Here is a 12,517-nt window from a genome sequence, read left to right on the forward strand (position 1 = left end):
GGCTCGGGGTTTACCCGAAATGCCGGCTCAAAACATCGCGGACGGCTTCCACGAGTTTGTCCTCGGACACCGATACCTGAGCCGGGCGGGCCGCCTTCCATTCGGCGTTGGAGGCGATGGCCTCGGCCGCCTTGGCGCCCTCGATGAGGTCCTTGATCTCAACCTCGCCGCGCTCGCGCTCGTTGGAGCCCTGGATGATCACGCAGGGGCTCTTGCGACGGTCGGCGTATTTCATCTGGGCCTTCATGCCCGAGGAGCCGAGATAGAGCTCGGCACGGATGCCGGCCTGGCGCAGGGCCGAGACCATGCGCTGATAGGCGGCGACCTGGTCCCTGTCCATGACGAGCACCACCACCGGGCCGGGCTGCTCGGAGCCCGAGACGATGGGGCTCTTGATCATCTGCAGGGCCGAGAGCAGGCGCGACACGCCGATGGAGAAGCCGGTGGCCGGAACCGGCTCGGAGCGGAAGCGGCCCACGAGGCCATCGTAGCGCCCGCCGCCGCCCACGGAGCCGAAGCGGACCGGGCGCCCGTCCTCGTCCTGGACCTGGAAGGTCAATTCCGCCTCGTAGACCGGGCCGGTGTAGTACTCGAGCCCGCGCACGACGGCCGGATCGATGATGACGCGGTCCTCGTAGCCGGAGGCCGCCACGAGCGCCGCGATCTCGGCAAGCTCGTCCGCACCTTCGAGCCCGCGCGCGGAGGAGCCCACGACCTTTCGCAGGTTCTCGACCGTTCCGGCATTGTCCGCGCCCTTGGCCGCGGTGAAGGCGAGCACGCGCTCGATGGCGTCGGGAGACAGCTCCGCGCCCTTCGTGAAGTCGCCGCTCTCGTCCTTTCGGCCGGCGCCCAGCAGCTGGCTCACGCCCTCGGGGCCGAGGCGGTCGAGCTTGTCGATGGCGCGAAGCACCGTGAGGCGCTGGCCGGCCTGGTCCTCGCCGCCGAGGCCGATGGCCTCGAGCACGCCATCGAGAACCTTGCGGTTATTGACCTTGATCACGTAATCGCCGCGCTTGAGGCCGAGCTTCTCCAGCGTGTCGGCCGCCATCATGCAGATTTCCGCATCCGCCGCGACGGAGGCCGCGCCCACGGTGTCGGCGTCGAACTGCATGAACTGGCGGAAGCGGCCCGGGCCCGGCTTCTCATTGCGGAACACCCAGCCCACCCGATAGCTGCGGTAAGGCTTCGGCAACGCGTCGAAGTTCTCGGCGACATAGCGGGCGAGGGGCGCCGTCAGGTCGTAGCGCAGCGACAGCCATTGCTCGTCGTCGTCCTGGAAGGAGAATACGCCCTCGTTGGGACGGTCCTGATCGGGGAGGAACTTGCCGAGCGCGTCCGTGTACTCGACGAAGGGCGTCTCGACGCCTTCGAAGCCGTAGAGTTCATAGGATTCGCGGATCGCCGCCAGCATGCGCTCGGTGGCGGAAAGATCGGCGGGAGTGCGGTCGGCAAAGCCGCGCGGCGCGCGGGCCTTGATCTTGTCGGCCTTGGACATGGGTTCAAACAGCAGCCGTTACAGAGAAAACGTGCTGCGTCCTAACCCGTGCGGACAAGAGGGGCAAGGGTTGGTTGCCATCTAGCGCGGAGCGGACCCGATCCGGCTGAGGCTGTTGGCCCCACGATGACAACCGGGTGCCCCAGAATGTGGGATATCGGCACGGTTCCGAGGCTGCTGTCGCGGCTATCGGAGGAGTTGTCCCGATTGTCGCCCATCACGAAAACTTCTCCCTTCGGAACGCGGAAGGCTCTCGTCTTATCGAAAGAGCCCTTGTTCCCTTTCACCTCGATGACAAAGCGGCCGCTCCCCTCAGGCAGGCTTTCCGCATAGCGCGGAGCGGAAGTCGGCCGTCCAAGTTCATCGAGAGTCGGATAAACTCCCACCTGTTCCCGCGGCACCGCGACGCCATTGATGTGGAGGCGACCGGAAATGACTTGGACCCGGTCTCCGGGAAGTCCGACCATGCGCGACACATAGACAAGGGAATGCGGCTGTCCTCTCCTGGGGTAAAAGACGACGTCTCCCCGCCGCGGTTTGGGGTTCTGCCATGAATACATGGCTCCAATGATCAAATCCCCTGGATTGAAGTTGGGGATCATCGATCCCGACGGCACGGAGAAGATCCGAAACTTCGCCGGTCCCGAGGCGCGCAGCCATATCGCTCCGGAGCCGATCAAGAAAAAGCCGAGAACGGCGAGGCAGTGGATGGCGAGAAGCAGCATCCCGAGATCGGATTTGGAGAATTCCCGCTCTTTGATGCTGAGGATCATGGGAGGTCGCGGCCGGTGACGAAACAACATTATGCTTGGTGAGGGCACGAGGGTCAACTCCGGCTCTGAAGAAGCCGAAAGCCCCGGCGCCTCAGCCTGCCGCCTTGAGGGCCTTGGCTGCCCGATCCGGCCGAACGGCCTATCGACAAAGATACCCGCGCCATGTACGCAATGTTATAAGATCATTATGTCGGATCCTTGCCCGGGATCCCGTCTGTCGCCAACTTTCGTGAGCTTTCCGGTGCTGTCTCGAATCTCGCTGCTCGTCGCCTTGCTCCTCTCGGTCTCTCCCGTTCTGGCGAGCGACTGGACCATCGCCAAGGTGTCCGGAGACGCGTGGGTGAAGGCGCCGAATGCCCCGGCGATGCGGGCCGTCAGGGGGATGACGCTTCCGGACGGGGCGACCTTCTCGACAGGGCATAACGCCCGCGCCAAGCTGGAGCGCGGCGCGGAGGCGATCATGGTCAATCCCAACTCGACCATCTCGTCACGGCATTCGTCATTCTTCGGAACGACGTCCATCCGGCAGCCGAAGGGACGGGCGGAGTACGAGGTCGAGGAGCGCAACGTCAGGCATTTCTCCGTCGAAACGCCCTTTCTCGCCGCCATCGTCAAGGGAACCCGCTTCACGGTGTCGGTATCCGCCCGCAGCGCAGACGTCCAAGTCGATCGTGGGCTCGTCGAGGTGTCCGATCTCAGGACCGGTTCGACCGCCGACATCGCCGCAGGCCAGAGGGCTAAGCTCAATCCATCCGACCAGAAGGGGCTTCAGATCACAGGGAGGAGCAGGAAAGATGAGGTCATGTCCCATCACGGTGCACCCAGGCGCTCCCGCGCCGACACGGAAAGGACCGGACGGCGTGACGGTTCCGCGAAGGGCAATGCCGACGACAAGGGCAGCCAGAGCAGCGACGGAAAAGGGGGCGGCAGGAGCGGTGGCGACAAGGGCGGTGGCGACCAGGGCGGTGGCGACCAGGGCGGCAATACCGGTGGCGGTAAGAGCGACAACGGCACGGGCGGCGGCAATGCGGGGGGAGCCGGGAAGGGCAATGCAGGCGGGAACGGAGCCGGCGGCAAAGGAGGCAACAGCGGTGGTAAAGGCGGCAACGGCAACGGGTCCGGCAACAGCGGCAATGGCGGGAACGGCGGCCATGGGAGAGGAGGGCGCCATTAAGGGACGATCCCGTTCAGGCTGGCCGATCGTCCCGCCGGCGGTCGCGCGCTCCTGATCCTCGGTCCTGAGAGACGTTCGTGCCCCGACATGCCCTCGCCATCTGCATCATCGGGCTCCTCGCCGGATGGCTTCATCACGCAGGAATCCTCAAGCCGCTAGGGGATGCGCTGACCGAGATCCGCTTCTCGGCTTTGTCCCGGCCCCCCACCGGCGCGATCGTGCTGGTCGAGATCGACGCGAAGAGCATCGCGGAACTCGGCGTGTGGCCTTGGCCCAGGCGCATCCATGCGGACCTGATCGGATCGATCGATCGCCTGAACCCGTCCGAGATCGCGATTGACGTCGATTTCAGCACGCCTTCGAACGAAATCGATGACAGCGCTCTGGAGGAGGCGCTGCGCCATGCGCGAAGCACCGTCGTCATGGCGGCCTTCAACCAGAAGCGGGCGGCGGGCTTCCGGGATGACGGCATCGTTGCCAACCGCCCGCTCGATCGGTTCCGGGCGCATTCCTGGCTTGCCAGCGTCAACATAGAGCCGGATTCCGACGGATATGTGCGGCGTTACTCCTATGGAAACGCCATCGGCGGCGAGATCCTGCCGTCCGTGGCGGCCCTGTACGGTGGCGTTTTGCCCACGACGGCAACCTTCCTCGTCGATTTCGGCATCGCGGCTCAGAAGATCGACCGGATTTCTGTGGTCGACCTCCTGCAGGGGCGTATCGAGGCCCGGCGGCTGCAAGGAAAAAAGGTCATCGTCGGCGCCACCGCGATCGAGCTGCGCGATTTCTTTCAAGTGCCGAAGCATGGGTTCATTTCCGGGACGCTTCTTCAGGCGATCGGCACGGAGACGGTCCTGCAGGGGCGGGCGCTGAAAGCAACGGATCGGACCGTGACCGTGGCCGGGCTCGCGCTGATGGCACTCCTCATGTTCGCGGTGCGGCGGCGCAAGTGGCGTATCGTCCTCCTCGGACTCGCCCTCGCGGCCGCCTTCGCCGAAGCAGGCGCCTTCGTCCTGCAGGCTTGGCGCCCCATTATCCTGGATACTTCGGCTTGGCATGTCGCTGTTCTCGGCTACGCGATGCTGACAATCGGACAGGAAATCGATCTGCGCCGGATTCTCCTCCTCGTCGCGAACATGGAGAAGCTTCATGCGCAAGCGGTGCTCGATCAGGTCATCATGGACAGCTTCGAGGGCATCGTTGTCGCGGACGACGAGGGCCATATCCAGGCCGTCAGCCGTGCCGCAGCCAAGATCCTGAAGCCGGGCGAGCGTCGCCATTGGAAGGGGCACCTCGTCAAGGACCTCGTGCCGGCGGAACTGGCGATCCCCATGCGCGAAGCCGTGTCGGCCTGCTCCCAGGGATTATGGGAGGAGGGGGCGCTGTGTGAGATGTCCTTGCGCGGGAGCGGATCGAGCGAGCGCGTGATCGAGTACATGGTAACGCCCTCCCGCCTGTCCGGCGGCGTGACCGCGGATGGCCTTGCCTCCGCAGATCGCTTCATCGTGTGCCTCAGCTTCAGGGACATCACGGATCGCAGGCTTGCGGAAAAGCGTCTGGAATACCTTGCCCGATACGACACGCTGACGGGTTTGCCGAACCGCGATCACTTCATGGAGGCACTCGGGGACCTCCTCGACCGGGAGGGCTCCGGTGCGGTTCTCTTCTTCGATCTCGACCGGTTCAACATCGTCAACGACACGTTCGGATACGGCATGGGAGACCTGCTGCTGAAGGCCGTCGCCCGCCGCAGCCAGGAACTGCTGCCCCCGCCGCATCTGCTGGCGCGTTTCGGCGGAGACGAATTCGCCGCGCTCTGGCTGGGACCGGTGGGGATCGACGAGCTTGAGCTGATGGCGCAGCACCTCGTCGAGCATCTCAGCGATCCCTATCAGGTCGACGGCAAGCGGCTCTCGGTAGGCGCGAGCGTCGGCATCACGATGCTCGGCGAGGCCGAGCGCGACCCCGCCATCATCATGAAGAATGTCGATACGGCCCTCCATCGTGCGAAAAGGGCCGGGGGCGGCTCCCACTGCTTCCATGAGGCCTCGATGGATGCGGCTCTCCAGGCGCGCCAGAAGCTGGAGGTCGAGCTTTGGGATGCGCTGGCGGGCCAGCAGTTCCAGGTGTTCTATCAGCCCCAGTTCGACCTCGCCGGCGGCATGCTCATCGGCGTCGAAGCGCTCATGCGGTGGCGCCACCCCGAACGCGGCTTCGTTCCTCCCGGCGAGTTCATCCCGGTGGCGGAAGAAATCGGCCTGATGGATACCCTCGGCGAGTGGGTTCTGCACCGCGCATGCGAGGAGGTCGCCCGTTGGCCAGGGACGGTGAAACTTGCCGTCAACGTGTCTCCGGCTCAATTCTCGCGCGGCGATATGACCAAGATCGTCGCCGCCGCTCTCGCCCGATCCGGCCTTTCGGCGCAACGGCTGGAACTCGAGATCACCGAGTCTCTCCTCATTCGGGAGAACGCCCCCGTCCAGGCCATCATGAGCAGGCTCAAGACCCTCGGAATAAGCTTTGCGCTCGATGATTTCGGCACCGGCTACTCGTCTCTCAGCTATCTCCGAAAATTCCCCATCGACACGATCAAGATCGATCGCTCCTTCATTCTCGGCGTGCCCCGCGACAGGGAGGCGGTGGCCATCGTTCAGGCCGTGATCGCCATGGCCGCCAGTCTGGACATGGGGGTCGTCGCCGAGGGACTGGAAACGCAGGAACAGATCGACGCCCTGCGGCAGTTGGGGTGCCAGAGAGGACAGGGATACGGCCTCGGCAGGCCGCAGCCGGCCGAGGAACTCCTCGGCTTGCTCCCGCCTGTCCGAATTGCGGATCGTTCACCCGGGTTTCCGGGGGCTCGAGAACGATGAAGCAGGTCAGCCGTTTCGAGTGAGGCCTGAGGCCCTGATGACGAGGACCCGGTCGGCCTGGCGCGGCGAATGAGAAAGGCCCCGGGAGGCAGCCGCATTCTCGGCGAACGTCTCGAGGCCGATCCCGTTGCGTTTCCTACGCGACCGCCCTGATCACCTTAGCGAGCTTGTCGACGATCTCGCCGATCTGCTCTTCGGTGACGATAAGGGGTGGGGAGAGGGCGATGGTGTCGCCGGTGACGCGCATCATCAGGCCGTATTCGTTGAAGGCGCGGTCCATGGCCTCGAAGGCCCGGGCGCCGACCGCGTCCGGGCGCGAGGCGAGGTCGATGGCGCCCACGAGGCCGACGGTGCGGATGTCGAGCACGTTCGGCTGACCTTTCAGCGAATGGATCGCATCGGCCCAGACCGGCTCCAGAGCCTTCGCCCGCTCGAACAGCTTCTCGTCCCGGTAGATGTCCTGGGCGGCGAGGGCCGCGGCGCAGGCGAGCGGGTGGCCGGAATAGGTATAGCCGTGGAACAGCTCGATCATGTGCTCGGGACCCTGCATGAAGGTATCGTAGAGCCCTTCACGCACGACCACGCCGCCCATGGGCACGGTGCCGGAATTCACGCCTTTCGCGAAGGTGACGATGTCCGGGACGACCCCGTAGCGTTCGGCGGCGAAGGCTGTGCCGAGACGGCCGAAGCCCGTGATCACTTCATCGAAGATGAGCAGGAGGCCGTACTTGTCGCAGATCTGGCGCAGGCGCTGCAGGTAGCCCTTGGGCGCGGGAATGACGCCGGTGGAGCCGGCCATCGGCTCGACGATCACGGCCGCGGTGGTGGAGGCGTCGTGCAGGGCGACGATCCGCTCGAGCTCGTCCGCGAGATGGGCCCCCCATTCGGGCTCGCCCTTCGTGAAGGCCTGCTGTTCGCGGTTGTAGGTGTGGGGCAGGTGGTCGACGCCCGCCAGCAGGGTGCCGAAGAACTGGCGGTTCTTGACGATGCCGCCGACCGAGATGCCGCCGAAGCCGACGCCGTGATAGCCGCGCTCGCGCCCGATCAGGCGCGTCTTGCTGCCCTGTCCGCGCACGTTCCAATAGGCGAGGGCGATCTTGAGGGCCGTGTCCACCGCCTCGGAGCCCGAGTTGCAGAAGAAGACGTGGTTGAGATCCCCCGGGGCGAGCTGGGCGATGCGGGAGGCGATGGCGAAGCCCTTGCCATGGCCGAACTGGAAGGCGGGCGAATAGTCGAGCTCCTGCGCCTGAGCCTGGATGGCGGCGGTGATCTCGTCCCGGTTGTGGCCCGCATTGCAGCACCAGAGGCCGGCCGCGCCGTCGATCACCTCCCGCCCGTCGGGCGTGTAGTAGTACATGTCTTTCGCACGGGCGATCATGCGGGGGCGCCGCTTGAAGGAGCGGTTGGCCGTGAACGGAAGCCACCAGGCTTCCATGTCGTTCGGCGATGAGATGTCGTTGGCGGCTCTCGGCGTCTGAGCGGTCATGTTAGTCCTCGAACGAAGCTGGCGGCGCGGAGCCTATCAGCCGCTTCCGAAGGCCGCAAAGGAACTTTGGTCAGAGCCGCGGAGCTGCCGCAAGCCCCGCATCAGCCTGTCATGGCATGAGCTTCGTAACCCGCCGCATCGAGGGCGCGGGCAACCTCGACGCTTTGCGCATGGGTGACGACATGAACGCGGCCATGGTCCAGATCCACGTCGACCCGGGCGTTGGGATCGACTCGCTGGATAGCCTTGGTGACCGCGTTGACGCAGCCCTGACAGGTCATGCCGTCCACCTGCATCAGCAGGTCCTTGCGAGGTTCTTCCATCGGGACTTCCTTTCAGAGTCGTGGGAGTTCTGCAACAGCAGAGCGGAAAAGTTGTCTATTCTTGTGAAGGGACTCTTGTGGCGCGATTCTCCGCCTGTAAAACGTTGTTGCAATACTGATTCGCCGGTTTGCGCAAAACCAGGGGAGCGGGGGCACCCATGGTGACCGACAAGGTCCAGATTGATAAGGAGCTGAGGGCGAAATTGTTCGCTCTTGCGCTTGCGAGCCTTGCCATGACCGGAGCAGCCGTCGGGATTCTGCCCGTCTCGGCCATGGTGCCGGTCGTGACCTTCCTCGGCATCGCGGCTTCCGCGGGCCTCGTTCTCGCCTGGAGGAAGGCCAGTGAGGCGTCGATGACCACTCAGCTCGCGAGGGAGGAGCTGACCCTCATGGGCGAGCGTCTCCTCAAACTCGAAGAGCTTTTGCAGGCGGCTCCTGCAGCCGCGCCCGCCCTGCGCACGACCATGGCCGAGGTGACGGGGACCGTGGGGCTCCTCGGAGGCGTGGTGCGCGAACTGGCGAAGAACGTCGCTACCCAGAACCGCGACATGGCCGAGCTGAAGGGCCGCCTGAAGCCTGCTTCAGAGCCTGGGGAGGAGAAGCAGGAGGAGGCCGCGCAGGAGAGGATGGCACCCGTTCTGCTGCCTCAGACCGCCCTTCCGCCTTCCGCCGCGAGCAGGCCCACCCAGCAGCCCGCGCGCCGCAGGCCCGAGGACGAGATCCGCCGGATGCGGCTGATCATGCAGGCTTTCGAGGCGGACGGAATCGAGCTGCATCTTCAGCCCATCGTGTCGCTGCCCCAGCGTAAGATCCGGTTTTACGAGGCTCTGGCGCGCCTGCGTCTGGCGGACGGCACGCTCCTCGGCCCGTCCGAGTTCGTCGGCACTCTCGAACGTCTGGGGCGCGCTCCGGAGCTCGACCGTCGCGTCCTGAACCGCGCCATGGCGGTGGCCTACCACCTCATCACCAAGGGCAGCGAGGCCATCGTCGGAGTGAACCTGACGCCCCATTCCGTCCGGGAGCCGGGCTTTCTGTGGTCGCTGACGGGCGTCATGGATTCGGCGCCCGAAACCCTGGGCAAAGTCGTGCTCGAATTCCCGCAGGAATGCTGGCGCGAGCTCGACCCCGACGCGAAGGAGGCCCTGGGCGTCCTGCGCGACAAGGGCGTGCCGCTCTCCCTCGATTCCGCAACGGATCTCGGCCTCGAGCCCCGCGAACTCGCCGCTCTCGGCATACGCTTCGTGAAGCTGCCGGCCGACCTTCTGGTTGCGGCCGGGCACGACGACAGCCATCACCTGAACCCGGAGCTGGGTGTGCGCGATCTGGCCTCGGCCCTGCGCCGCGAGGGCATCAGGCTCGTGGCTGAACACGTGGAGAACGAGGACATGGTGCCGGTCCTGGCCGAGATCGGCGTGCCGCTGGCCCAAGGGTTCGTGTTCGCCGCGCCGCGCGCGGTGAGATCCGAGGTGCTGGGCGCGGCCGGCCGGCCGGCCGCGCCGGAAGGCGCGCGGCCCCTCCTGCGACGCACCGGATGAACACGACCGGTTGACTTGCACGGCGCAAGGGCCTACCCGCCCGGTTCCACCAGCAGCGAGATCCCATGGCAGCCTCTTCCCGTCCCGCTCTCGTCGAGGGTCTGAAACCTCTTGCGGAGAATTACGACCTCATCCTGTGCGACGTCTGGGGTGTGCTGCACAACGGCGTCACGGCCTACGAGACGGCAGGCGATGCGCTCACGCGGTTTCGCGCGAAAGGAGGGCGCGTCGTCCTCGTCTCGAACGCTCCGCGCCCCGGCGCGGCGGTCGGTGCGCAGCTCGACCGCTTCAAGGTTCCGCGCACGGCCTATGATGCCATCGTCACCTCGGGCGACCTGACGCGTCTGGCCATCGAGGAGCGGATCGACAAGGTCGTGAATCACATCGGTCCGCCCCGGGACATGGGGATGTACGACGGCCTCGATGTGCGCTTCGGTAGGATCGAGGAGGCGGATTACGTGGTCTGCTCCGGCTTCGACGACGACGAGAACGAGACGGTGGAGGATTACCGCTCCCGTCTGGAGGCCATGCGCCGCCGCGACCTGCTCATGGTCTGCGCCAATCCCGATCTCATCGTGGAGCGCGGCCATATGATCCTGCCATGCGCGGGCACGATCGCCCTCGCGTACGAGGAGATGGGCGGCATGGTGTTCTATGCGGGCAAGCCGCATGCCCCGGTCTATGAGAGGGCGCTCGCCATCGCGTCCCAGCTCGGCGGGCGCTCCATCCCCAAGGAGCGGGTGCTGGCCGTAGGCGACGCGATCCGCACCGATATCGCGGGGGCGGTCGGCTTCGGCATCGACTCCCTGCTCATCGCTCGCGGCATCCACGCGAAGGAACTCGGGCTTCACGAGGGCGACCTCGTTTCCGATCACGTGCAGGACTGGGCGGATCGCCAGCCCGTGACCCCCACCGCCCTCATGGACATGCTCGCCTGGGAGGCGTGAGCGCCTCCCTTGACCCCGCAACCGGTTGAGGTAGAGACCCGCTTCATGCCTTCCGTTCAACCTCTCGCCCCGGTGCCGTCCTCCTTCGTGGTCCGCCGCGATGGCGAGCCCGTGCCCCGGAGCCTCAAGGGGGCCGTGGCGGCGATCGGCAATTTCGACGGGGTGCATCGCGGGCACCGGCATCTGCTCGACATGGCCCTGGGCTCCGGGAGGCCCGCCGCCGCTCTCACCTTCGAGCCGCATCCGCGCAGCTTCTTCCAGCCGGACAAGCCGCTGTTTCGCCTGACACCCGAACCGGTGAAGCTCAAGATCTTCGCGCGCCTGGGGCTCACCGGTGCCTTCGTCCTCCGCTTCGATGGAAGGCTCGCGTCTCTCGGCGCCGAGGAGTTCGTGAGCCTCCTGAAGCGGGATCTCGAGCTTTCGGGTGTCGTCATCGGCCACGATTTCCATTTCGGGCGCGGGCGCGAGGGGAATCCGGAAAGGATGCGTGAGCTGTGCCGCGGGCTGGGGCTCGACTGCCTCATCGCTCCCGCCATCGTGGAGGGCACGCAGCCCGTTTCCTCCAGCGCCATCCGCGCGGCCCTGGAGGGGGGCGACGTCGCGACCGCCAACAGGCTCCTGGGCTATCGCTGGTTCGTCCATGCGCAGGTGCGACACGGAGACAAGCGGGGCAGGGAACTCGGCTACCCGACGGCCAACATGCGCCTGCCGGACGATGGCCGGCTGCGGCACGGGATTTATGCGGTCCGCGCTTTCGTGAACGGGCAGCCGGTCGACGGCGTCGCCAGCTTCGGCCGCCGCCCGACCTTCGACAACGGCGCGCCGCTGCTCGAAACGCATCTTTTCGATTTCAAGGACGATCTCTACGGCCGGACCTTCGACGTGGAGTTCGTCGGCTGGATCCGCGGCGAGGAGCGCTTCGACGGGATCGAGGCGCTGATCGCGCAGATGGACCGGGATTCGGAGGAGGCCAAGCGGATGCTGAGGGCCGACCGGTCCCCCTCGATGATAGGGTAGGTTCAATGGTGTCATCCCAGCGGCATCCAAGGCCGGGGATGACATTCCCGCGTCGTCACCGGCACAGGGCCGGTGATCCCGATCAGTCAATCTTTGCGCTTCTCAGGGGCGGGATGGCCGGCATGAGGCCGGCTATGGCGGCAAGAGAGGTCTTAACGGCTTCCAGGCCACTTTAGGAGGCCACGACCTCGCCCTCGGGCGCGCCCCGGCCGAGATCGTCCGGCAGCGGGTCGCCTTCCGCGACGAAGCGCATGGACACCGAATTCATGCAATAGCGCTCGCCGGTGGGGGGAGGGCCGTCCGGGAACACGTGGCCCAGGTGCCCCTCGCAGCGGGCGCAGCGGATCTCGGTGCGGATCATGCCGTAGCTCGTATCGCGCACGAAGGCGATGTGGGCGCGGTCGATGGGGTCGAAGAAGCTCGGCCATCCGGTGCCGGATTCGAACTTGGTGCCCGACTTGAACAGGGGCAGGCCGCAGAGGCGGCAGCAATAGGTGCCCTTCTCCTTGGCCTCGTTGAAGACGCCGCAGAAGGGGCGCTCGGTTCCATGCTCCAGGAGAACGCGCCGCTCTTCGTCGTCGAGATCGTCCACGAGCCTGCGGAACTCCTCGGGGGAGGGGGGCGTCAGGTCGAAGCCGGCGCGGGAGCGCTTGCCTTCCGTGGTGGTCATCTCTGCCATGGGTCACTCCTAACGGCGGGTGGGGTCTGGTTCCTTACATAGGCAGGGGGCGCCTGAATCACCACGCTTTATTATCCGGCCCGGCGCTGCTAAAAGGCTCCCATGCCCATGGATTTTCAGGCTCAAGCTCCGGCCCGTTTCCGGCCTTCGCGAATTATCGGCCCGGCCCTCGCGTGACCCGCGAAGGTCCGGGATCTCTGCCGTTCGCCTCAAACACA

General features: G+C 65.9%; 10 protein-coding genes. 5 read left to right on the forward strand and 5 right to left on the reverse strand.

Going from position 1 to position 12,517, the window contains the following annotated elements; all coding sequences use genetic code 11:
* Positions 1–10 precede the first annotated feature (10 nt).
* On the reverse strand, positions 11–1,495 hold the full coding sequence (hisS, locus tag GR328_RS23620; protein WP_160888121.1) for a histidine--tRNA ligase: 1,485 nt from the start codon (positions 1,493–1,495) through the stop codon (positions 11–13).
* A gap of 41 nt (positions 1,496–1,536) precedes the next feature.
* Positions 1,537–2,268: a signal peptidase I gene (gene lepB, locus GR328_RS23625; RefSeq protein WP_160888122.1), complete on the reverse strand. Its 732-nt coding sequence runs from the start codon at positions 2,266–2,268 to the stop codon at positions 1,537–1,539.
* A gap of 241 nt (positions 2,269–2,509) precedes the next feature.
* Between lepB and GR328_RS23630 the strand changes: the two genes are divergently transcribed.
* Together GR328_RS23630 and GR328_RS28390 are read left to right on the forward strand one after the other, a co-directional pair.
* On the forward strand, positions 2,510–3,442 hold the full coding sequence (locus GR328_RS23630; protein WP_160888123.1) for a FecR domain-containing protein: 933 nt from the start codon (positions 2,510–2,512) through the stop codon (positions 3,440–3,442).
* A 77-nt stretch (positions 3,443–3,519) separates the two neighbouring features.
* Positions 3,520–6,312, forward strand: a complete 2,793-nt coding sequence (locus GR328_RS28390; RefSeq protein ID WP_160888124.1) for an EAL domain-containing protein — start codon at positions 3,520–3,522, stop codon at positions 6,310–6,312.
* Positions 6,313–6,448: 136 nt separating this feature from the next.
* Here GR328_RS28390 and aptA read toward each other — a convergent pair whose 3' ends face one another.
* Positions 6,449–7,798, reverse strand: coding sequence for an omega-aminotransferase AptA (gene aptA / locus GR328_RS23640; RefSeq protein ID WP_160888125.1), 1,350 nt, complete (start codon positions 7,796–7,798; stop codon positions 6,449–6,451).
* 101 nt (positions 7,799–7,899) lie between these two features.
* Complete coding sequence (locus GR328_RS23645) at positions 7,900–8,121, reverse strand: heavy-metal-associated domain-containing protein (RefSeq protein WP_160888126.1); 222 nt, start codon at positions 8,119–8,121, stop codon at positions 7,900–7,902.
* Between the two features lie 158 nt (positions 8,122–8,279).
* On the opposite strand from GR328_RS23645, the gene GR328_RS23650 reads away from it, so the two are divergent.
* The 3 genes from GR328_RS23650 to GR328_RS23660 all read left to right on the forward strand — a co-directional run bounded on the left by GR328_RS23650 (position 8,280) and on the right by GR328_RS23660 (position 11,620).
* Complete coding sequence (locus tag GR328_RS23650; RefSeq protein ID WP_160888127.1) at positions 8,280–9,656, forward strand: EAL domain-containing protein; 1,377 nt, start codon at positions 8,280–8,282, stop codon at positions 9,654–9,656.
* Between the two features lie 65 nt (positions 9,657–9,721).
* A complete protein-coding gene (locus tag GR328_RS23655; RefSeq protein WP_160888128.1) occupies positions 9,722–10,603 on the forward strand; it encodes a TIGR01459 family HAD-type hydrolase in 882 nt (293 codons plus the stop codon).
* A 45-nt stretch (positions 10,604–10,648) separates the two neighbouring features.
* A complete protein-coding gene (locus GR328_RS23660; RefSeq protein ID WP_160888129.1) occupies positions 10,649–11,620 on the forward strand; it encodes a bifunctional riboflavin kinase/FAD synthetase in 972 nt (323 codons plus the stop codon).
* A 172-nt stretch (positions 11,621–11,792) separates the two neighbouring features.
* Here GR328_RS23660 and msrB read toward each other — a convergent pair whose 3' ends face one another.
* A complete protein-coding gene (gene msrB / locus GR328_RS23665; RefSeq protein ID WP_160888130.1) occupies positions 11,793–12,299 on the reverse strand; it encodes a peptide-methionine (R)-S-oxide reductase MsrB in 507 nt (168 codons plus the stop codon).
* Positions 12,300–12,517 lie beyond the last annotated feature (218 nt).

This window comes from Microvirga makkahensis, assembly GCF_009830105.1.
Classification (GTDB): domain Bacteria; phylum Pseudomonadota; class Alphaproteobacteria; order Rhizobiales; family Beijerinckiaceae; genus Microvirga; species Microvirga makkahensis.

Bases quoted from the DNA above. Each gene is read 5' to 3' on its own strand.
- hisS (WP_160888121.1), bottom strand. From the start codon at position 1,495: ATGTCCAAGGCCGACAAGATCAAGGCCCGCGCGCCGCGCGGCTTTGCC.
- lepB (WP_160888122.1), bottom strand. From the start codon at position 2,268: ATGATCCTCAGCATCAAAGAGCGGGAATTCTCCAAATCCGATCTCGGG.
- aptA (WP_160888125.1), bottom strand. From the start codon at position 7,798: ATGACCGCTCAGACGCCGAGAGCCGCCAACGACATCTCATCGCCGAAC.
- GR328_RS23645 (WP_160888126.1), bottom strand. From the start codon at position 8,121: ATGGAAGAACCTCGCAAGGACCTGCTGATGCAGGTGGACGGCATGACC.
- GR328_RS23650 (WP_160888127.1), top strand. From the start codon at position 8,280: ATGGTGACCGACAAGGTCCAGATTGATAAGGAGCTGAGGGCGAAATTG.
- GR328_RS23655 (WP_160888128.1), top strand. From the start codon at position 9,722: ATGGCAGCCTCTTCCCGTCCCGCTCTCGTCGAGGGTCTGAAACCTCTT.
- GR328_RS23660 (WP_160888129.1), top strand. From the start codon at position 10,649: ATGCCTTCCGTTCAACCTCTCGCCCCGGTGCCGTCCTCCTTCGTGGTC.
- msrB (WP_160888130.1), bottom strand. From the start codon at position 12,299: ATGGCAGAGATGACCACCACGGAAGGCAAGCGCTCCCGCGCCGGCTTC.